This window comes from Sphingobacterium sp. lm-10 (assembly GCF_023554555.1).
GTDB lineage: Bacteria > Bacteroidota > Bacteroidia > Sphingobacteriales > Sphingobacteriaceae > Sphingobacterium.
Genome location: NZ_JAMJWC010000002.1, coordinates 167,009 through 187,891 on the forward strand (window position 1 = coordinate 167,009; position 20,883 = coordinate 187,891).

The following is a 20,883-nucleotide window of genomic DNA, read 5'->3' on the forward strand; positions in this document are numbered from 1 at the left end:
TAAAGCTATCACCATCAGGTAGCTTTGCATATCGTTTTACGGTTTATAGCATTTCGGAACAAATCTTGATCTAGTGCTCGATCGACCTATCCAGGTAGTTAACTACTTCTGCTAACGGACGATCTTTAAGTAACACCTCTTTTTGTTCGTCCAACAAGTAGAATGTGGGTGTTGCTTTGAGATCGTATAAATTATGCTCAAGGATAGAACGATCCGCATTTATTCCATTTACCCATGTAGATGGAATAAATTGCTGGTATTCCTTCCACAAGACGGGATCCACTCCCGCATAAAGTGTGATTATATGCAAATTCCCTTGACTAATCCATTCTTGTACTTCTTTAAGACGCTGCAAATCTTCGATAGCGGCAGCACAGCCAGCACAACCCGGCTCGTAAAAGAAAAGCAATAGGTACTGTCCTTCTTGACTATATAAATTAGTTTCGTTGCCAGCTACCGTTTTGAAGCTAAAGTTTGTCGCTTTATTTCCTGGATTATTTCTTTTGATCAGATTTAGTCGATCTTGAAACCGCTGCCGTTCGTAATTCGGGAAATTTGCCTCTTGGGCAGCAAACTCAAGTACAGGCACATACAACGCTTCGTTGTACATGGGAGAGTTGGGGTCATACAAATACCGGTCGTAGCTGTCTATAAAAAATTTCAATACAGTCGGTGAAGACACGGCTCGTTCCAACATTTTTTTGATGGCCGCAACTGATTCTTTGTAATCACTCTGCTGGGCTATGGCCAGAAAGTCTACAAGCGCCTGTTCACCAACTTCAGGCTGTACGATCGCGATGCTATCAGTAAAATCATACTTATCCCAAAATACCGTAACTGCGGAAGCAGATGTGCTTGTTTTCTGCTTGCGTTCTGTACAGGACAAGATTAAAAGTAAGGCAAGATAAAAAATGAAATGTCTTCGCATAGTAACCCGAATTAATATCAAACGCTAATTGTCACCAAACAAGGTTGAGAAAAAACCTCGCTTTCGTTTTTTCGCTATTGGATTTTCCGGAGAACCATACAAAATTGCTGTAACATCCTGCCCTCCCTGTCGCATAGCGGCAATAGCACGATACATCGCAGTCCAATCCGGAAGCCCTCCAAGATTACGATCATCGATAAATAAATCAGCTGTTAGCTTACGAGAAGCCTGTGCCGGATCTTCCTCGGGGAAGTTGGCATTATGCGCATAAAAAATAACTCCGCGTTCGGCACAATAATCTATGGCTTCCTGCAAAAGTGCGCCTTCTCGAACCGTCCACAATATAAGCGTGTGGCGTTCCTCTCGGAGCTTTATTAACACATCAATAGCAAAAGGAATGGGCTTACCAATTTGAGGGTATCGATGTTCTACAATTGTTCCATCAAAATCTACAGCTATAATCATATTTCAATCACGTATGTATGAGGTGTTGATCTATTCAAATATAGCATTTTGTCGACGTATTGTACATCAAAGGAATAATAGAAACTTAGTTTGTTTATGATTAGAGACTAGAAGCTATGGACTATTAAAAAAGCAGAGCTGCCAGTAGGCAGCCCTGAGTCTACAATTAACGACGCACGCAGCGAACATTTTGAAAGGATGATTCGAGAAGACCCGTTCCTATAGCGCTTATTGAGAGTGCTTCCAAAACATTTGGAGTGATAGAGTTGTAGGCAGCCACAGGGAATAAGGGCGGCACTCTCGTGGCCCGGAAACCATATGCCCCTAATCCAAGCGCGCCTCCCACATCTAGCAATCGATCTGAAGACCATAACCGCACTTCCGTACCGTAGTTGGCAGGAGTCGCCTGAATAGTAATTATCCCATCAACAAGTCCAAGAGAAGTCCCTGATCCATTCATATTAAACCGCAAATTAGAACTAGGATATGGAGCCGCAGCTCCAGTTGCAGTATATTCATAGTACCCCCTGCCATCGACAACACCATAAAAGACACTACTCGAAGGACCAGTAGACCCCAGCAGTCCCGACGTTCCTAAACTAGAAAATTCAGTCCCGGTTGGCTGCCTCCAGACACTGAGCCCATCGCTTGGTCGGGTAGTTGGGTGCACCTGCGCACAAGGGTCTCCATTGACGCCAAACATATAAGGCGTGATGGAACGGAAAGGAAAATAAGAAGACCGCATATTTGTATGCACAAGGGTTCCATGAAATCGATAGGGGTTTCTACTTTTTGTTGGATGGAGATACAAATTCGTTCTAGCCCATCTAGCCGTTCCCAAGGTTAGCGGTGACTCAATTAAATCGATTTTGGCATTATATGTCCGACCAGCCTGCATACCTGTTGCCGTGAAAGGAAAAACCGTATTTAAACCAGCGAATGTCCGCACTGTAGGACCATCATCCATCGCAATTGTGACATTGGATAAGGTAACCGTCAAATTGGGAAAAGACGCTGGAGTGGCAGAATAATAATAGATCGCTTTGCGATCGTTGAACCCAGCGTCTACGTTCTGAAGGTTAGCTACCGTAAAGCTCGTTCCTGGTGTATATGTCGTTGGGGATGTAATCTGTCCATCAAGTAGTCCAAACATTCCGCTAGTGAGCGGCGATGGACCGCCGACTAATCCACCAACACTGATCCCAAGCTGTCTAATTTCATCTGCAAACATACCTCTAGCATCTACTTCGATGGCCAAGCGTGCCACTTGATGACGAAATACCACTGCTAGTGGCGTATTTGGAACTCCTGCAGCTGATATGGATATTGTGCCTGTTGCATACAGGAAGTCCGAATTTATCCCGGTAGATATTTGAACATTGGTTCCCATATTGGTTATTGGAGGAATGTCATTGGCATCATTATAGGAGTAAGCATACCAGCGATAAGTATCCCCTCTCACCACTTCAATTTGCTGGGTTGTATCCAATACTGTTGTTGTAGAAGAGGTTAATTGTTTTTGTCTCCAAAAAGTCTGCGTATTACCAACCTGCTTATACAATACTAACCTATACTTATTCCCAACCGACATCGGGGTTGCAGCTCTTGCTATTCTTCCCTCAGAAATACGGCGATTAGCGTCAGCATCAGTGTTGAAGCTGCTTCCATTCCAATCATTTGTTACGGAGGTGATAACATCGAACCCGTCTCCTTCAATATAGGCACCTTTGCCAGCTATCTCATCGGATATTGATTCATTCAATAATGAAGACTTCCCTGCTTTGTCACTGCTTGGCGCGCTTGCGCGAGAATTGAGTTCTACGTTTTCAGTATCGTCCACCGATGCCTGGACTGTTAGCCAACTTGAATCTGCATTTGATAAATCATCATTATTTGATATCCGTTCGCAGGCCGATAATATAAAGCAAATAATTAGGATATAGGGGGTTGCGTGGAGTGGTGTTCCATAGTAGTTTTGTGTTTTCATAATAGCGATAATAATGGTGTTATGATTTAATTTACACCTCGTTATAAGTCCGTAGAACCGTAACCTTCGCCTCCGATCTCCCAATTTTCGACCGTTGGCTGATAAGGAGTTCCTTCAGAACCGCCCGATACCATTACAGAAGAGGCGGCAATACCATATTCTGTAGTTAAAGACATGACATTTACCATTGGTCTTGAGTAAGATTTTTTTAGATTTTTCATAATTTTAGTAGTTAAAAAAGTGATAATTTAAATCCGATTTTTGAACAGATAGTATCTGAAACAAAATCTCTATAATGTTAATTTAAAACATACTTACATTGTCTATAAAAGACAATAAAATAAACAATACACTTATTAATAAGCTATTAAATATAATACTAGTCAAGTGAATTTTTTATGCGTCAATGAGAAAAACTGAAATCAAATAAAAAAAATGACAATTCTTTCTTGGTGATTAATCAAAATCTTGCCTTTGAGAAAATTAGATTATATTAGTCATTTATGTATTCAGTAATTTTAATCTTGCACAACAAAATAATTGACGAACAGGAAAGATGATATTGCTTGAATAATTTTGATTAACCATTAGTATTTCCTCATCAAGGCGACACGGCAAATACAAGGCTCTAAAAACCAACACGTTAACTATTGTGCTATTTTTGTAATCAAATTTCTGCCGAAAAACAGACTATCAGCATATAAAAAAGACCTAAAATATTGGCATTATGATGTTTAAACACAGGAATATATGGGCATCTGGTCAGAAAAAATTAGGCCTATCTTAGATTTGGAATATCAAGAAGTTTTGAACTTATAGCCTATAAATTTGTAGTACTAACACTACATTGCAGAATAAATTTTATACATATATTCGCTCATAGTGCCCGGTTATGTACCTTTGCAAAGATAACACCCAAGGCTACTTCAGGTTTCGGCCAAAAGAGAAACATAGCAAAACTACACGAAACAGATAACGTTCAAAAATGAAAATACTGGTCGTACTAACAGCCTTTCTTGTTGCGTTTTCGCTAGGACGATTGCTGATTCCATATGTCCTATTGATAAGTTATCGCAAGCGTCTTTTTGACCCTGTGGATACCAGAAAGACACACAGCCAACTAGTTTCTCGACTAGGAGGCGTTACATTTGTACCGATTCAATGTGTCTTAATAGTACTTACATTGATTTTGTGCTATAGAAACAACTTGGTGGATTTTAACTTAGAGACTTTCGAGGTTTATCCTATGGTAATGGGCTTGGTGTGTGGGTTGGTTGTGCTCTTTATTGTTGGGATAACAGATGACCTCATTGGAATTAATGCCAAAACGAAGTTGTACATGCAGATATTGGTCGCTGGTTTTCTACCGATTTCTGGCGTATGGATCAATGACTTGTACGGAGTATTCTTTATCACACAAATACCGGCATGGATAGGCATTCCACTAACCATTTTTGTTACTGTACTCATCATCAATGCGATCAACCTTATTGATGGGATAGACGGCCTTTGTTCCGGCTTGGTACTAGTAGGATGTTTGGCTTTAGGCACGCTGTTCATGATTAATGCAGCCTGGCTACATGCTTTGTTTGCCTTTATCACCGCAGGGTTATTGATTCCTTTCTTTCATTATAATGTATTCGGAATTTCGCGCAAAAAGCGAAAAATATTTATGGGTGACTCTGGTAGCTTAACGCTCGGCCTTTCTATGTCATTTTTATCGGTAAGCTATGCCATGAACAATGGATATATCCAACCCTTCTCCGAAGGAGCAATTGTAGTCGCCTTTACCGTTTTAATCGTTCCTGTAATGGATGTCGCTCGTGTCATGTTAGTTCGTGTACGATTGGGTACACCTATATTTCGTGCAGACCGCAGCCATATTCATCATAAGCTACTAGACCTCGGCATGTCTCATCAAAAGGCTATGATTACTATTATTTCACTTGCTGGGTTTTTTTGTATCTTTAATGCCATTGCTGTACGGTTGATCAGTAATAACATTGTGTTGGCAGCAGATTTGGTATTGTGGGGTGTATTTCATACTGTGGTAGACAAAACGCTAAAGCGTAAGCAGTCTGTTGCGACAGAAGCGAGTAATTCTGAACAACATGAAAGTCATAACCAAGTAGTAGCAGATCAATTAAAATAGCTTGCGGTAACGCCTAAAAATAACTTAATATTTCTGGATGAAAATAGCGATTATTGGTGGATCAGGTTTTGTAGGAACCAAATTAATTGACGCCTTGAGCGCTGCTCCAGAGGTATCGATTATTAATATTGATAAGCAGCCGAGCCAAGCACATCCCAATGTTACTGTCTTGGGCGATGTGACGGATGCGGACTCCTTAGCCCGATCTTTGTCAGGAACTGAGGTTGTAGTTCTGTTGGCTGCAGAGCATCGTGACGATGTTTCTCCCAGCTCCCTATATTATGATGTCAATGTCGAAGGTATGCAAAACACGCTGGAAGCGATGAACCGTCACGGTATAAAGAAACTCATCTTTACGAGCTCAGTGGCTATATACGGCTTGGATAAGGAAAACCCAGACGAATCCTTCCCTGCAGAACCATTCAATCACTACGGAAAAAGTAAATGGGAGGCGGAGCTGGTATTACAGCGTTGGGCAGAGACACATCCAGATTGGAGCATTGGGATTGTGAGACCCACGGTCATCTTCGGTGAAGGAAACCGAGGCAACGTCTATAACCTTTTGAATCAAATTGCTTCTGGCAAATTTATGCTAATTGGAAAGGGGAATAACGAAAAATCCATGTCATACATTGGCAATATCGTCTCTTTTCTCCAATTTCTAATATCTAATGTATCACCAGGGGTGCAAGTCTACAACTATGTGGATAAGCCTGACTTCACCACCAAAGATCTCGTTCATCATACCGGAAAAATTTTGGGAAAACGCATTCCTACAGTACGTATACCATATTGGATAGGGATGTTAGGTGGATATGGCTTTGATATACTAGCTTTTGTGACTAGGAAAAAATTACCCATTAGCTCTGTTCGAGTCAAGAAGTTTTGCGCGGTGACGCAATACGACTCTACCAAAGCGATGACATCGGGCTTTCAACCGCCCTATAGTATGCAAGAGGGTTTGAGAAGAACGCTGGCTGCGGAATTTGGAAAATAATTATTTACGACAGAACCTTCAAGATCCATGCTTAAGCAGTTCATTAAAAAATACCTAAAAAACTTTACCTACTTCTACAGATACTTACGATACCGTATTTTTATCGTTATAGCCCTAACCTTCATGTTCGGCTTGATGGATGGGCTTGGCTTGAGCATGTTTCTTCCTCTTTTTCAAATAGCGGCAGATAGAGAAGGTGGCGCAGCCAGCACAGCCACAGAAGACAACTTTTTAATGAATTTCTTCTCCTTTGCGGGCATCGAGTTCACTTTAGTGAACATGCTAATCCTGATGGTCGTGTTTTTTGCTTTTAAAGGTCTGTTCTTTTATGTGAAATCCATTTACGACGCAAAGGTTTCGCGGTATTTTATAGTCAATACACGTAAAAATCTATTGGAGAAATTCTCGCATCTATCCTTTAGGTATTTTATTAAGGCCGACGTTGGTGCGGTGCAAAACTTAATGACCAATGAGATAAATAACCTATTATATGCCTTCAGAGATTATCTTGTCATCATTCAAAAAGGTGTAATGGTCATCGTCTACATGATTTTTGCTTTTGCTATGAATGCGGAGTTTGCGCTCCTTATCATGATAGGAGGTTTTTTATTCAACTTTATCTTCCAGTGGATCTACAAGTTCACTCAAACCGCTTCACGGAAGTTGGTACAAGAGAGCAACGATTATCAGGGCACCATTATTCAGTTGGTGGCCAACTTCAAGTATTTAAAAGCTACTGGCTTTATTAAGGGTTATGCCAAGCGTGTAACTCAAAATATCGAGTCGATCGAAGCGGTAAACTATCGACTGGGTAAACTGGGGTCAATCACTGGCGCAATCAGAGAGCCAATCTTAATCTTTATTGTAGCTGCAGTGATTTTGCTTCAGGTATATGTGAGAGAGAGCCCGCTAAGTACTATTATCGTCAGTTTGCTGTTCTTCTACAGAGCATTAACGAACCTAACGGACCTACAAGCGCAATACAACTGGTTTTTAGGAAAGGTGGGCACCATGGAAAATGTGGCTCAATTCACGGAAGATATTGGGGCAAATCGTGAAGTGGAGGGCAAAACTAAATATGACTCGCTAAAACAAGGTTTGAGGTTTACTGATATCGAATTTTCTTATGGTAATCACCAAATCATAAAGGGAATAAATTTGGATATTCCGAAGAATAAAACAATTGCGCTAGTAGGAGAGTCTGGCAGTGGAAAGTCTACGATGGTTAACCTTATTGCTGGCTTGCTTGACGCGAATAAAGGTACATATCTGATCGATGGACAACCATTAGAATCATTAGACAAATATACCTTTCAAGAAAAGGTGGGCTATATATCGCAGGATACCGTGATCTTCAATGCTAGTATATACGACAATGTGACGCTTTGGGCGGAGCCCAATTCGGAAAACATTGCTCGGTTTGAAGAGGCTTTGTGTAGCGCTTCTTTAGCGGGTTTTGTGGCGAGTTTAGCAGAAGGCAAGGATACACTCTTGGGTAATAATGGTATTAATCTGAGTGGAGGACAAAAGCAGCGCATATCGATTGCCAGGGAGCTTTTTAAAAACGTTGATATACTGATATTAGATGAAGCTACATCGGCATTGGACTCCGAAACCGAAAAAACAATACAGGAAAACATTGATGCGTTAAAAGGTCAGTTTACAATCGTCATTATCGCACATAGACTGGCTACTATCCGAAACGCGGATAAGGTTGTGCTGATGAATGATGGTAAAATCGTAGATCAAGGAGCCTTTGAGGTACTTAGAGAGTCTTCTTCAAGGTTTAAGAAAATGGTACAACTTCAGGAGCTTTAAAAGACGACTATACTTTAATTATTAATCTCGCTGTGGGCTAAAGCATTTTAATGTGATAACGGCGTACAGATCTATTTTAAGGCTTTATCATTTTTAGGAATCTTTATACACAAAAAAAATGAATAAGATATTAATTTCTATAATTGTTCCTTGTTACAATCAATCTGATTATCTAAATGAATGTCTTCAATCTGTATATCAACAATCCTATACAAACTGGGAATGTATTATAGTAGATGACGGTTCTCCAGACGATACTGAAAATGTAGCTAAAGCATGGACAGAATTAGACCATCGTTTTAGATATATTAAAAAGGAAAATGCTGGCGTAGCTAGCGCAAGAAACCTTGGAATTATTCAAAGTTCAGGAGATTGGATTTTACCCTTAGATGCTGATGATAAAATTGGCGTTAGATATATTGAGTTAGCTTGTCCGTTTTTTAACTCAGATTACAAGATAATTTATTGTAATGCAGAGTACTTTGGGAGTATCGTTGGGAAATGGGAACTACCTGAGTTTAGTATCGAGAGACTTGCAATTGGTAATATCATCTTTTGCTCCGCTTTTTTTCGTCGATCAGATTTTAACAATACTTTCGGCTATGATGAAAATATTCTTTATGGATATGAGGATTGGGAATTCTGGATAACCTTAATTAAAGATGGTGGATGCGCTATAAAAATGAAAGAAGTCAACTTCTACTATAGAAAAAAAGATATGTCCCGTCAAGTTGCACTTGATAGCTCCAAAGAAAAAAAACTATCAATGCTTAAATATATTCATAACAAGCACCGAGATTTCTTTCTCGAACACATCGATTACTTGCACGATCTGGCAAATGAGGGGCTCGAATTTGCGAAAGTTAGAACTAGCAAATCATACAAGATTGGATTGGCTTTAGCAAAGCTAAAAACAACTATTATACCCAAATGGCTTTTCTCCCGTTAAGATCAATGTTATAACTTTTACTCAATTCGTATGCTGCCAGATAACAATATCGCCATAATTATTCCTGCATATAAGCCTACTTATTTTTCTAATACGTTAGAAAGTTTAGCGAATCAGACGGATACCGCTTTCAATTTATATATCGGCGACGATTGCAGTCCATTTGATTTAGAACCCCTTATTAAACCATATAAGGATGCTCTTAACATCACTTACTTTCGGTTCGAAAATAATCTTGGTGGTCAGGATTTGGTGGCTCACTGGGATAGGTGTTTAAGCCTCATGAATGGAGAGACGTTTTTTATCTTGTTTTCCGACGATGATGAGTTAGAGCCAAATTGTATAGAAAGCCTAAAGAAAAGCATTGAAGTTTATGAGGAGGATGTTTTACACTTCAATCTCCAAATTGTAAACGGTGTCGGTATGCCTTTAGGTTTACCGACAAAGTTTCCAGAACACATGTCCTCCATGAGTTTTTTTGACCAATTATGCACTTCCGAAATAGTTGCCAGAATGCCAGAATTTGTGTTTAGAACAGATCATTTTTTCGAAAGTGGTGGATTTGTCAAATTTAAAGATGCGATTCGATCCGACAATGCAACAGTCATACAAAGTGCATTTCCAAAAGGCATTCGTACGATTAACGGACCGTTGGTCCTATGGAGAGATAGTGGCATCAATATCTCATCTTCTTTCGGACCCAACTCTAAAGATCGCTTTGAAACCTTTCTAAGCACCTCTGTCTCCTTTTTTAATTGGATGGAGCTGTTTTGTTTCAAGAAAGACATCGTTTTTTCATGGTCTATTACCCAACGGTTTGATTATTTATTTAATTGTGGATATAACTTCCGACCTATTATAGGTACAAATGCGATGTTCTCGATTCTGAAAGAATTCAATCATTACCCGAAAGGTGTTTGGGGCATAGGCTTATGGGTAAATCTTATACGCTTGAAGGTTAGCCGGAAGATGAGATTCTGGTTTCTAAAATTTAAAAGGAGATAGGTGTTTGGATACATTCTACGGAGAAAATTTTTTATTATGTTAACGAACACAAAGATTTCATTTATTCTACCTGCTTACAAAGGGCGCTTTCTTCGGGATGCGATAAGGAGCATCTTAAATCAGACATATCCAAATTATGAACTCGTCGTTATCGATGATTGTTCACCTGAAGATTTAAAAACCATCGTGGAAGAATTTCAGGATAGCCGCATCCAATACATCCGTAACCCCGAAAACATCGGTGGAACTAATTTAGTAAAACAATGGAATCATTGCCTTCAGTATGCACATGGAGAATATGTTATTCTTGCTGCCGATGATGATACTTACCATCCCGATTTTTTGTCGGAATGCATCGCTTTATCTAGAAGCTATCCAACAGTAGATCTAATCCATAGTCGCGTAACAGTGATTAACGAAGAAAATCAACTTATCGGAATTGACGGACTAGTCCCTGAAAAACTCTCAAAACATGGCTTTCTCTATTACTGGTTACAAGGGGTAGTATATACCTGTATCGGTAACTATATGTTTAAAAGGAATGCTATCGTTGAGAAAAAATTCATCGATTTTCCTTCCGCTTTCTGTTCAGATGCAGCAACAGTGATTGATCTAGCAGAAAATGGAGTAGCGAGTACGAAAGAAATGCTATTCAATTTTCGCATTTCATCCATTCACCTTTCCAGCAGCAAGCAGCATTTAGAGAAAAAACTAACTGCAAATAGCTTATTTTATCAGTGGTTATTAGAACTAGCATACGTTCTCCCCAAAAAGCCTCTGGAGCAATTTTATTTTCAATCAAACAACCGAAACTACATCTTAGAGAAATGCGCTTATGATTACTATAATCAAGTTATAAAACACCTGCCATGGTACAAGATTCATAAAATTACGGAATGTAAATTAATCTCCGGTAAAAAGAAGGCAGTAATGGCCGCTCGGTTTATTATCAACAAGCTGTTAAAACCAAAACCCTAAGCAATGGAGACAACCTCAGCTAACTTTGATCCTGTGCCAATCGTAATGGCCTTCACACCAAACTATTTGATTCCAGCCTGCGTGAGCATGCTCTCTGTTCTTCGTAATGCACATGCCTCAGACCACTTCCATTTTATCTGTCTGCTCAGTGAACCCCTTGACCAACCATCTCGAGCTATTTTACAGAAAATAGTAGGAGAGCAAACAGCACTATCTTTTGTCGACATGGATAATCGGTTGAGTCATGTTTACGTTATTGAAAAGTATACCATAGCAGCATCCTATAGATTACTGATTCCCGAACTATTGCCCCAGTACGATAAAGTGTTGTATATGGATTGTGATATGATTATCCAGAATGATGTGGCAAAATTGTTTAGAGAAACTGATCTCTCCCATAATTATATGGCAGGAGTTCAGGAAGCAACGCTACCAGAGCAAGAAGAACACCTGTCGGCCATCGGCTGTAAATCGGGCGAATATATAAATAGCGGGTTTCTATTAATGAATTTAAAAGCGCTTCGCGCAGATGATATGGTAACGAAGTTTTTGAAGGCCGCACAAGACGAAACGCTGGAATTTCCCGATCAAGACGTTATCAATATGCTCTGCAAAGGAAAATTATTAGCATTACGGCCCATTTGGAACAGTATCAGAACTTTCTTTTTGCCTCAATACAAAAGTTACTTTCTGAGATATTATCCCGAGCAAGAATGGAACGATGTGCAAGATCATGGAAATATACACTACACCGGTCCAAAGCCTTGGAATGGATTTACGATCAAATTTGACTTGTGGTGGCGGTTATATCTCGAAATTCCTGCATGGATTCGGCGTCAATATCCTTTTAATAAAAAAGTTTTTTACTTCTTTAAGATTTACCAGACGCAGATAGGTCGGCTATTAATTGATGGGTTACAAGATATTTACCGCAGCAGTAAACAAAGAAATGGATAGGCATGCTTACTTAATTCTTGCGCACGCAGATTTTCACGTTTTGTCGCTTCTCATCGATCGGATTGATGATCCGAATAACGATGTTTTTATTCATTTTGATAAGAAGGTAAAACACGTACCCAAACTTATCACTAAATGGTCTCATATCACAATTATTGATGACCCTGTGGACATAAGGTGGGGGCACTTATCTATGTTAGAGGCAGAATATAAACTTTTTGAGTCTGCTATACGTAACGCCGATTCTTATCGCTACTATCACTTGATCTCGGGCACACATTACCCAATTTGTTCAAAGGCTGATATTCAGGCATACTTCCGAGATAAATCGGAGAATATACTAATGCCTATGGATACAAGTTCTAAGGAAATAGAACTAAAGCTTAATCGCTATAATTTATTTGTAAAAAACTTTAATCATCGGACACCATTTCTTAAAAAATTAGATCAGCTTTTTTGGCACGGAAGTATCAAGATACAGCAATGGTTAAACATAAAAAGACGACCTATTGCCTCCGCTACAAAAGCTTCCCAATGGATGAGTCTAAATCGTAGTGCTATCCTGTATCTTTTGAAAAACAAAAAACTAATCCTGGCTCGATATAACAGAACGCTCTGCCCCGATGAGTTTTTTATTCCATCAACCCTAAACGCTGCACCAGAAAATTTCGACATACTGTTTGTTAATGATCTTCTTTTTTGTGAGTTTGAAGGGCCTAACCCAAGAGTTTTTATGGAAAGCGATTTAGAAACATTGAAAACAGCGCGCTATTTATTTGCGCGAAAGTTTAATGACAAAAATAGTAATGTGATCCACGCACTAAATAAGTTTTATAGTCTCCCTAAATAATAACCTGTGATGTCAGAAGCTCTCAATACGTGTTTTACAGTCTCCGATCGCCATGCCTACCTAATCTTGGCTCACCACGAATTTGAAGTGCTAGCCTATTTGGTCGCTGCATTAGACGACTCTCGCAACGATATCTATATCCATTACGACAAAAAGCTTTCCCACTTGCCGCAAATCTCTACCCAAAAGGCTAAGCTAATTATTCTGGAAAAGCGCATAGACGTCCGCTGGGGAGACGTTAGTGTAGTCGCAGCTGAGTTATTATTGTTTGAGAGTGCATACCTCCAAGGAAACTACAGCTACTATCATTTGCTGTCTGGAGTAGATTTACCTTTGTATAATCAAGATTATGTGCATCGCTTTTTTAAAAAAAGAGAGGGAAAGGAGTTTATAGGCTTCTCTTGTGGAGATCAAAGAAAGCACATAGAACGTAAAGTACAACGTTATCATCTATTTCCGAACCACTTTCGAGGCGAAAATACCATGATAAATTTTACTAGGAAAGGTATGAGATTTCTTTGGCTACGCATGCAACTTGCTTTAGGTATTAAAAGAAATCGGGAGATCATATTCAAAAAAGGCACACAATGGGTAAGTCTTACCCACAATTTTGTCGCGTATATCTTGACAAAAAAAGAAGAAACACTCCATAGATACCGCAATACATTCTGTGCAGATGAAATTGTCGTACAGACACTTTGCTGGAACTCTCCGTTCCGAGAGGCCATTTATGACCTCCAAAATGAAGCAGAAGGAAGTCAGCGGATGATTCAGTGGATAGACAATCAAATTTATGATTGGGAGCTAAAGGATTTTTCTAAACTTATATCATCTGACCTTCTTTTCGCTCGGAAATTCAACAGTCAGTCTTCTGAATTGTTGAACAAATTAGCTGATCATATAAATGGTTCAAAATGAAAAAGATAATTACAATGGACCAGAGACAGTCCGAAATTATTGAATTCTTACGATTTCCACTGATCGTTTTGGTGGTATATGTGCACATGCTTCCATTCGAACAACAACCAATACTCTTCGAATTGAACATTCGGAATATGTACGTGCTTATCTCGGAATTAATATCGCATCACATCGGTCGTATAGCCGTACCTTGCTTTTTTCTTTTTTCAGGATATTTCTTTTTCCTAAAAATAACGACATGGAGCAATCGGCTATATTTTGACAACTTAAAAAAACGCTATCAAACTCTTCTAATACCGTACATCCTATGGAATAGTATTTTGATCATAGCCATTCTAGCAAAAAACACCCTATTTGTAGCATTGGACTTACCCACCGATGAGAGCTATGCACAGTTTTCTCACGTCTCTCTATATGATTTATTTTGGGGAATGCCCGTCAACTTTCCACTATGGTATCTGCGAGATCTAATCGCAATGACAATTATATCTCCACTATTTTTTTATTTCTTCAAGCACCTCAAGATCTATGGCTTACTTATCCTCGCTGTTTTTTATCTGAGTGTTTTCGAATCTGGCCTTCCTGGTTTAAGTAGTACGGCTATATTTTTTTTCGGAGCGGGCGCATACTTAGGCCTACATAAGCAGAATATGCTACAATTGTCAATGCGCTATGGTAAACGCTCTTTTTATATCGCAATAGTTTGCTTAATGATCGCCACTTACTACACAGCGATGCCACAAAATGAATACTGGATTCGCTTTTACGCTTTATTTGCAGCTGCTAGTATTCTTTACGTAGGGAATAGGTTAATTTCATTCAAGAGACTTCGAGAGCTTGTGCTTCCATTGGCACAAACCGCATTTTTTATTTACGCTATACATTTAATTTATATTCTCAATTGGTTGAAAGGTGGGCTTCGAAAATCGCTGAATTTTTTACCCGACTTTTTTTTAATCGTGGGCTATTTTTTGGTGCCCATCATCTGCGTACTCGTTATCTCCGTTATTTATTCTATGATGAAAAGGTATCTTCCAAAAACGTTAAGCGTTCTTACTGGTAATCGTGCCAAATAAAACTATTTTTACATATGCTCACGATTAATCCCATCGTTTCTATCATCATCCCTGTGTATAATGCTTACGCAACATTACCTGTTTGTTTACAAAGTTTAAAGAAGCTCGACTACCCATACCTACAGCTAATATTCATCGATGACTGTAGCACAGACGGAAGCGCGGGGTTGATACAACGATTTATAGATTCGTGGACGGACGCAATTAGTAAAGAAGCTTTACTAATTGCACTCGAACACAATCAAGGAGTGGCAGCTGCACGCAATACCGGAATAGACCATGCTACGGGAGAATACATCTACTATGTTGATGCAGACGACGAGCTGGATCCCAAAACTATTCGTGAAGCCGTAGAAGCCGCTGAACACAACCAGTCAGATATTGTTGGTTTTAATTGGTACCTCGCGTTTAAAACCAATAAGCGCCGGATGACTCAGCCGGCATTTACATCAGCTACTGATGCATTGGAAAAAATGATGAGTGGGTCGATGCGATGGAATCTATGGCTCTTTTTAGTGAAACGTGCTCTTTACGAAGACAATCAAATCCGCTTTACACCGGGCATGAATATGGGAGAAGACCTACTCGTAATGATCATGTTATTTTCATCAACGAATAAAGTTACGCACCTAGACCAATACCTCTATCTATACCGCCAGTCTAATAGTGAATCCCTGACAAAAACCTATTCGGAAGCACACATAGAGCAAGTAATGAGCAACGTGACCAAGGCAATAGATTTTCTGGGTAAAACTCCGCAAAAGTTTAATTTGAAAAAATATGCTGCCTTTTTAAAATTAAACATAAAGCTGCCGCTATTGATTTCAGGTACGACAAGCCAATACAAACGTTGGAAAACGTGGTTTCCGGAAGCCAACGAATATGCAGGTAAAAACCCAAGCATTTCATGGCGCACTCGGATGCTGGAACGATGGGCCTTTAACGAGAAATTCTGGGCCATTCGGTTATATTATTATTTAGTGATTCGGCTGGTGTATGGTGTCATCTATAAATAAATATGTATGATTCGGCTTACGATATATATCCTCTTCGGCATTTTAACTAGTTTCTATCTATTTCCTTTTAGTTTTACGTTTATTCCACAAACGATCAACACTAAAATTATGATTGGCTTTTTAGGAGTCTTCATGATGATATTCAATACGATTCGTAATGAACGCCTTACTATGACCTCTGGGATAGTGGGCTCAATTGCTTTTTCCTTTCTATTTTCTTTAGTTTGCTTTATTGCGGCGGATATAAATAGCACTAATGACTATGCTTATGCAAGCTATATCGTTAGTATGTCTCTTTGGCTTTTAGGCGCGTATGGACTATGTGCACTATATCGTGTACTACATGGCGAAGTTAGCTTTCGTGTAGTTACTTTTTACCTGGCAGCGGTATGTGCTGGTCAGTGTATTATTGCGTTAATGATCGATAACATTCCTTCAGTCCAACTTTTTGTAGATTCTTTCGTTGTACAAGGGCAGGAGTTCTTTGAAGATGTAGACCGGCTTTATGGTATTGGTGCCGCACTAGATCCTGCAGGAGTTAGGTTTTCTGTTGTGCTCATTCTAATTGCCGCAGTTTTGAATCATGATATAGATACACGCAAAAACAATTTCTACATTTTATTTTTATTATTAACCTTCTTTATTATTACCGTTGTTGGAAATATAATTTCCAGAACGACGATATTGGGTTTAGCCTGTGCCGGATTATATTTTATGCTATCTTCAGGCGTATTTCGCACTTTAATTACGCAAGATGCCATAAAGCTAGCCACATTGTTTGCCCTTTTTCTAACATTTGCTGTAGTAATAAGTGTATATCTTTATGAAACAAACGAAGCCTTTTATAAATATATACGTTTCGCCTTTGAAGGTTTCTTCAATTTCGTTGAGAAAGGGGAGTGGCGTACAGATTCTACGGATAAGCTTAATCGAGAGATGTGGATATGGCCTACAGATTTTAAAACATGGATCATCGGAAGCGGTCTTTTCGACAATTTTGTTTATAACACAGATATTGGATACTGCCGATTTATCTTGTATTGTGGGCTAATTGGCTTTGGTATTTTTGCTGCTTTTTTCGTGTATTTGCCCATGTATTTCGCTCGCGCGAATCCCCAGTACACCTTTATGTTTCTACTGTTGATGGCGCTTAGTTTTATGATATGGGTAAAGGTAGCAACGGATATTTTCCAGTTTTATGCGCTTTTCTTTTGTCTGGACAAATTTGCTAATGATCGTATACCTAACCAAAATAGAAGCTATGAAAATCGCGTATTGCGTCCTAGGTACATTTAATTCAGGTGGCATGGAGCGGGTATTGGCAAATAAAGCCAATTACTTGTCAAAAATTGGTCATGAGGTAACTATTATCACAACTGATCAACAGGAGAGAGTATCCTACTACTCCCTAAACACTGCGATTAAATGCGTTGATCTGCAGCTTAATTATACGGATGATCTTAACAAGGGCTTGGTTACACGATTAATCGCTTATACAATAAAGCAAAAAAAACATCGTACACGGCTCAGTCAACTTCTAAAAAAATTATGTTGTAATGTTGTGATCTCGCTTTTTGACCATGATGCAACTATACTTCCACAAATAAACGATGGCAGTAAGAAGATCTTGGAAATTCATTTCTCTCGCTATAAAAGGCTACAATATAATAGAAAGGGGTTTTGGAAATGGGTGGATGCATATAGGAGCTATAAAGACCTGAGTCTGGTAAAAAAATTTAGTCGCTTCATCGTCTTAACGGAAGAAGATAAAGGCTATTGGGGTACCGTTCCTCACATACATGTTATTCCAAATGCAAATAGCTTTGTTCCAAAAAATCTCGCAACAGGGAGCAACAATCGAGTCATTGCAGTAGGTCGGTACGATGCCCAGAAAAATTTTTCAGACCTGATTGAAGCCTGGCGATTAGTGGCGAATGATTGTACGGACTGGTCTTTAACTATCTATGGCCATGGCCCCCAAAAGCAACAATTACAACAACTAATTGATCGCCTTGATCTCAATAACTCGGTAACGCTGCACCCTCCGGTGGTGGATATAGAGAAAGCATATACGGATAGTGCCATTTTAGCGATGACATCCCGGTATGAAGGTTTGCCCATGGCATTATTAGAGGGGCAGTCTTGTGGTCTTCCGTTAGTCTCGTATGCGTGTAAATGCGGGCCACGCGATATCATTCGAAACGGTTTTAATGGATATCTTATAGACGAAAGTAATGTCGCTGGAATGGCCGCCCAATTAGTGAAACTAATTCGCGACCCGGCGCTGCGAATTCATTTAGGAAAAAATGCCGCACAAATGGCGCATAACTATGCAGAAGACAAAATTATGAATCAATGGTTATCTTTATTCGAAGATGTACTACGCGTGGATAAAGACGAGTTAAAATATAAAAGCGTATAGATTAAATGAGAAAAACCATTGTCATTTCGGCGGTAAATTTAGTGGAAGCAGGTACCTTGACCATTTTAAAAGACTGTCTATCCTATCTTTCAACACTAGCTGTCGATCCAGCATATAGAGTAGTGGCCATCGTGCATGATAAAGAATTAGCCAAGTTTCCAGATATAGAATATATAGAGACGCGCTGGCCGAAGAAACGATGGATAAACCGTTTGTGGTATGAGTATGTAAGTCTAAATTCGATCTCGAAGCAGATTGGAAGCATAGACCTATGGTTCTCCTTACACGATACCAGCCCTAATGTAATAGCCAAACGTCAGGCTGTCTATTGTCACAATACCTATGCTTTTTATAAACGAAAAATGCATGACTGGTTATTCTCACCAAAAATTGCAGCAATATCCGCTTCTACTAAATATATTTATCGCACCAATATCCATCGAAATAGTTTTCTGGTGGTGCAGCAAGTCTGGTTTAGAAAAGCCATGTCAGACATGTTTGGTTTCGATGAAAAACGTATCATAGTGGCTCCGCCAGAACGCGAAAAACATATTCCGATAACAAACCAAGATAATACATCGGATGCGCTTTACAAATTTATATACGCAGCATCTCCTAATAGTCATAAAAACTTTGAAGTGCTTTGCGAAGCGGCAGAAATTTTAGAACGTCGTAGCGTTCAGAATTTTCAGATTCGTATTACTGTTAAGGGAACTGAAAATGCCTACGCCAAATGGTTATTCAAAAAGTGGGGACACCTAAAAACCTTGGATTTTGGCGGTTTTGTGGATAGAAAACACCTTTTTGATATTTATGCAGGTAGCAATTGTATGATCTTTCCTTCCAAAGTGGAAAGTTGGGGGTTGCCTATATCCGAATTTGCGCTATGGGAAAAACCGATGCTTCTAGCGGATCTTCCCTACACACGTGAAACGGCTGCAGGAAACAAAGCTGTCTCTTTTTTCGATCCCAGCGACGCAAAAGAACTGGCTATACAGATGGAAAAATTAATTAGTGGCGACGGATCTTTTCTAACATCTGTACCACAAAACCCCATAGCAGAACCCGTTGCACATAGCTGGAGCGAATTATTTAAAACGTTATTACATGGATAAAGACAGCCTTCAGGATTTTAGAGTTTTGCAGATAGGAAAATTCTATCCTATTCGCGGCGGTGTAGAAAAAGTAATGTATGATCTCACGCTTGGTTTATCCAAACGAAAGATCAAATGTGATATGCTTTGTGCAAGTACAGAAAATTACGAAAACGGAGATATACAGCTTAATGAATATGCTCGTGTCATTGTGGTGCCTACACAGATAAAGATCGCATCCACGATGTTAGCTCCGGCTATGCTTTCCAAGCTTCGCAAGATCAAAAACCAGTACGATGTTATCCATATTCACCATCCAGACCCGATGGCCAGCCTGGCTTTGTTTATATCTGGATATCGGGGTAAAGTAGTGTTGCATTGGCACAGTGACATTGTGAAACAGAAAAAACTGCTTATGCTGTACAAGCCATTGCAAGACTGGCTTATCAAACGCGCAGATATCATAGTAGGTACAACGCCGACTTACGTACAGGAATCGCCTTTTTTACAGAAAGTGCAACATAAGGTTACCTATATCCCGATCGGCGTGGAGCCGCTGCAACCCAATAAGTTATTAACTAGTTCGATACAGAAAAAATATGAAGGCAAGAAGGTGGTGTTTGCCTTAGGTCGTCTAGTCGAATACAAAGGTTATCATCATTTGATAGAAGCTATAAAATTACTGGATGAAAATTATCATCTCATAATTGGTGGCAAAGGTCCTTTAAAGGGTGAATTATTAGCATTAATTTCGAAACTGGAACTTAATAAGCGCGTTGACCTGATAAATTATATCCCCGACGAGGAGGTGCCATCCTATTACGATTTGTGTAATGTATTTTGTTTAAGTTCTACTCAAAAAACAGAAGCCTTTGCGATAGTACAGATTGAAGCCATGTCTTTGGGAAAACCAATCGTATCCACTCATATCGAGGGTTCCGGAGTAAGCTGGGTAAATGCAGATCAAATTTCCGGTTTTGTAGTAAAAAAAGAAAACCCTATAGCACTGGCGGAAGGCATTCGACTTTTGGTGGAAGATGAAGAGACTTATCACCGCCTGAGTACTGGTGCGCGGGAGCGCTACGAAACATTATTTACCGATCAGTGCATGATCGACAAAACATTGAACGTTTACAAAAGCATTGGATTACAGTAAAAAGCAAAGAAATGTAGTGTTTCCTTTACAAGCGTAGAGGTTTTTTGCTCTGACAATCTTTTAAAACTGTCAAATTCAACACAAAAAAGGCTAAATTTGCTTTTAGGATAAG

At 39.4% G+C, this 20,883-nt stretch carries 19 protein-coding genes; 15 read left to right on the forward strand and 4 right to left on the reverse strand.

What is annotated here, in order from left to right; translation table 11 throughout:
• Nucleotides 1–70: 70 nt before the first annotated feature.
• The 4 genes from M8998_RS10665 to M8998_RS10680 form a co-directional block, all read right to left on the reverse strand.
• Entirely contained in the window at nt 71–928 is an 858-nt protein-coding gene (locus M8998_RS10665; RefSeq protein ID WP_249992596.1) for a DUF5106 domain-containing protein, read from the reverse strand.
• A gap of 24 nt (nt 929–952) precedes the next feature.
• The gene (locus M8998_RS10670; RefSeq protein ID WP_249992597.1) at nt 953–1,393 is read right to left on the reverse strand and encodes a BT0820 family HAD-type phosphatase; all 441 of its coding nucleotides are present in this window, start codon (nt 1,391–1,393) and stop codon (nt 953–955) included.
• A gap of 166 nt (nt 1,394–1,559) precedes the next feature.
• Entirely contained in the window at nt 1,560–3,380 is a 1,821-nt protein-coding gene (locus M8998_RS10675) for a fimbrillin family protein (protein ID WP_249992598.1), read from the reverse strand.
• A gap of 41 nt (nt 3,381–3,421) precedes the next feature.
• Nucleotides 3,422–3,601: a hypothetical protein gene (locus tag M8998_RS10680; RefSeq protein ID WP_249992599.1), complete on the reverse strand. Its 180-nt coding sequence runs from the start codon at nt 3,599–3,601 to the stop codon at nt 3,422–3,424.
• Between the two features lie 764 nt (nt 3,602–4,365).
• Here M8998_RS10680 and M8998_RS10685 point away from each other — a divergent pair.
• From M8998_RS10685 to M8998_RS10755, 15 genes are all read left to right on the forward strand, one after another.
• Complete coding sequence (locus tag M8998_RS10685) at nt 4,366–5,532, forward strand: MraY family glycosyltransferase (RefSeq protein WP_249992600.1); 1,167 nt, start codon at nt 4,366–4,368, stop codon at nt 5,530–5,532.
• A gap of 37 nt (nt 5,533–5,569) precedes the next feature.
• Nucleotides 5,570–6,529 (forward strand): NAD-dependent epimerase/dehydratase family protein, encoded by a 960-nt coding sequence (locus tag M8998_RS10690; protein WP_249992601.1) that lies wholly within the window; start codon nt 5,570–5,572, stop codon nt 6,527–6,529.
• A gap of 27 nt (nt 6,530–6,556) precedes the next feature.
• On the forward strand, nt 6,557–8,347 hold the full coding sequence (locus tag M8998_RS10695; RefSeq protein WP_249992602.1) for an ABC transporter ATP-binding protein: 1,791 nt from the start codon (nt 6,557–6,559) through the stop codon (nt 8,345–8,347).
• Nucleotides 8,348–8,465: 118 nt separating this feature from the next.
• Nucleotides 8,466–9,296, forward strand: a complete 831-nt coding sequence (locus M8998_RS10700) for a glycosyltransferase family 2 protein (RefSeq protein ID WP_249992603.1) — start codon at nt 8,466–8,468, stop codon at nt 9,294–9,296.
• A gap of 30 nt (nt 9,297–9,326) precedes the next feature.
• Nucleotides 9,327–10,301, forward strand: a complete 975-nt coding sequence (locus tag M8998_RS10705; RefSeq protein WP_249992604.1) for a glycosyltransferase — start codon at nt 9,327–9,329, stop codon at nt 10,299–10,301.
• A 36-nt stretch (nt 10,302–10,337) separates the two neighbouring features.
• Nucleotides 10,338–11,279: a glycosyltransferase family 2 protein gene (locus tag M8998_RS10710; RefSeq protein WP_249992605.1), complete on the forward strand. Its 942-nt coding sequence runs from the start codon at nt 10,338–10,340 to the stop codon at nt 11,277–11,279.
• A gap of 3 nt (nt 11,280–11,282) precedes the next feature.
• Entirely contained in the window at nt 11,283–12,236 is a 954-nt protein-coding gene (locus M8998_RS10715; RefSeq protein ID WP_249992606.1) for a glycosyltransferase family 8 protein, read from the forward strand.
• Nucleotides 12,229–13,086, forward strand: a complete 858-nt coding sequence (locus M8998_RS10720; RefSeq protein ID WP_249992607.1) for a beta-1,6-N-acetylglucosaminyltransferase — start codon at nt 12,229–12,231, stop codon at nt 13,084–13,086. Before M8998_RS10715 ends, M8998_RS10720 begins: the two co-directional genes overlap by 8 nt.
• A gap of 9 nt (nt 13,087–13,095) precedes the next feature.
• Nucleotides 13,096–14,004, forward strand: coding sequence for a beta-1,6-N-acetylglucosaminyltransferase (locus M8998_RS10725; RefSeq protein WP_249992608.1), 909 nt, complete (start codon nt 13,096–13,098; stop codon nt 14,002–14,004).
• Nucleotides 14,001–15,083: an acyltransferase family protein gene (locus M8998_RS10730; RefSeq protein WP_249992609.1), complete on the forward strand. Its 1,083-nt coding sequence runs from the start codon at nt 14,001–14,003 to the stop codon at nt 15,081–15,083. The genes M8998_RS10725 and M8998_RS10730 overlap by 4 nt, the downstream gene beginning before the upstream one ends.
• Nucleotides 15,084–15,097: 14 nt before the next feature.
• Entirely contained in the window at nt 15,098–16,099 is a 1,002-nt protein-coding gene (locus M8998_RS10735) for a glycosyltransferase family 2 protein (protein WP_249992610.1), read from the forward strand.
• A gap of 108 nt (nt 16,100–16,207) precedes the next feature.
• Nucleotides 16,208–17,395: a hypothetical protein gene (locus M8998_RS10740; protein ID WP_249992611.1), complete on the forward strand. Its 1,188-nt coding sequence runs from the start codon at nt 16,208–16,210 to the stop codon at nt 17,393–17,395.
• Nucleotides 17,361–18,521, forward strand: a complete 1,161-nt coding sequence (locus tag M8998_RS10745) for a glycosyltransferase family 4 protein (protein ID WP_249992612.1) — start codon at nt 17,361–17,363, stop codon at nt 18,519–18,521. Before M8998_RS10740 ends, M8998_RS10745 begins: the two co-directional genes overlap by 35 nt.
• Nucleotides 18,522–18,526: 5 nt before the next feature.
• The gene (locus tag M8998_RS10750; RefSeq protein WP_249992613.1) at nt 18,527–19,636 is read left to right on the forward strand and encodes a glycosyltransferase; all 1,110 of its coding nucleotides are present in this window, start codon (nt 18,527–18,529) and stop codon (nt 19,634–19,636) included.
• Nucleotides 19,629–20,771: a glycosyltransferase gene (locus tag M8998_RS10755; protein WP_249992614.1), complete on the forward strand. Its 1,143-nt coding sequence runs from the start codon at nt 19,629–19,631 to the stop codon at nt 20,769–20,771. Before M8998_RS10750 ends, M8998_RS10755 begins: the two co-directional genes overlap by 8 nt.
• Nucleotides 20,772–20,883 lie beyond the last annotated feature (112 nt).

What these genes read in the sequence shown, in the direction of transcription:
- M8998_RS10665 (WP_249992596.1), bottom strand. Translation starts at nt 928, where the DNA reads ATGCGAAGACATTTCATTTTTTATCTTGCCTTACTTTTAATCTTGTCC.
- M8998_RS10670 (WP_249992597.1), bottom strand. Translation starts at nt 1,393, where the DNA reads ATGATTATAGCTGTAGATTTTGATGGAACAATTGTAGAACATCGATAC.
- M8998_RS10675 (WP_249992598.1), bottom strand. Translation starts at nt 3,380, where the DNA reads ATGAAAACACAAAACTACTATGGAACACCACTCCACGCAACCCCCTAT.
- M8998_RS10680 (WP_249992599.1), bottom strand. Translation starts at nt 3,601, where the DNA reads ATGAAAAATCTAAAAAAATCTTACTCAAGACCAATGGTAAATGTCATG.
- M8998_RS10685 (WP_249992600.1), top strand. Translation starts at nt 4,366, where the DNA reads ATGAAAATACTGGTCGTACTAACAGCCTTTCTTGTTGCGTTTTCGCTA.
- M8998_RS10690 (WP_249992601.1), top strand. Translation starts at nt 5,570, where the DNA reads ATGAAAATAGCGATTATTGGTGGATCAGGTTTTGTAGGAACCAAATTA.
- M8998_RS10695 (WP_249992602.1), top strand. Translation starts at nt 6,557, where the DNA reads ATGCTTAAGCAGTTCATTAAAAAATACCTAAAAAACTTTACCTACTTC.
- M8998_RS10700 (WP_249992603.1), top strand. Translation starts at nt 8,466, where the DNA reads ATGAATAAGATATTAATTTCTATAATTGTTCCTTGTTACAATCAATCT.
- M8998_RS10705 (WP_249992604.1), top strand. Translation starts at nt 9,327, where the DNA reads ATGCTGCCAGATAACAATATCGCCATAATTATTCCTGCATATAAGCCT.
- M8998_RS10710 (WP_249992605.1), top strand. Translation starts at nt 10,338, where the DNA reads ATGTTAACGAACACAAAGATTTCATTTATTCTACCTGCTTACAAAGGG.
- M8998_RS10715 (WP_249992606.1), top strand. Translation starts at nt 11,283, where the DNA reads ATGGAGACAACCTCAGCTAACTTTGATCCTGTGCCAATCGTAATGGCC.
- M8998_RS10720 (WP_249992607.1), top strand. Translation starts at nt 12,229, where the DNA reads ATGGATAGGCATGCTTACTTAATTCTTGCGCACGCAGATTTTCACGTT.
- M8998_RS10725 (WP_249992608.1), top strand. Translation starts at nt 13,096, where the DNA reads ATGTCAGAAGCTCTCAATACGTGTTTTACAGTCTCCGATCGCCATGCC.
- M8998_RS10730 (WP_249992609.1), top strand. Translation starts at nt 14,001, where the DNA reads ATGAAAAAGATAATTACAATGGACCAGAGACAGTCCGAAATTATTGAA.
- M8998_RS10735 (WP_249992610.1), top strand. Translation starts at nt 15,098, where the DNA reads ATGCTCACGATTAATCCCATCGTTTCTATCATCATCCCTGTGTATAAT.
- M8998_RS10740 (WP_249992611.1), top strand. Translation starts at nt 16,208, where the DNA reads ATGATTGGCTTTTTAGGAGTCTTCATGATGATATTCAATACGATTCGT.
- M8998_RS10745 (WP_249992612.1), top strand. Translation starts at nt 17,361, where the DNA reads ATGAAAATCGCGTATTGCGTCCTAGGTACATTTAATTCAGGTGGCATG.
- M8998_RS10750 (WP_249992613.1), top strand. Translation starts at nt 18,527, where the DNA reads ATGAGAAAAACCATTGTCATTTCGGCGGTAAATTTAGTGGAAGCAGGT.
- M8998_RS10755 (WP_249992614.1), top strand. Translation starts at nt 19,629, where the DNA reads ATGGATAAAGACAGCCTTCAGGATTTTAGAGTTTTGCAGATAGGAAAA.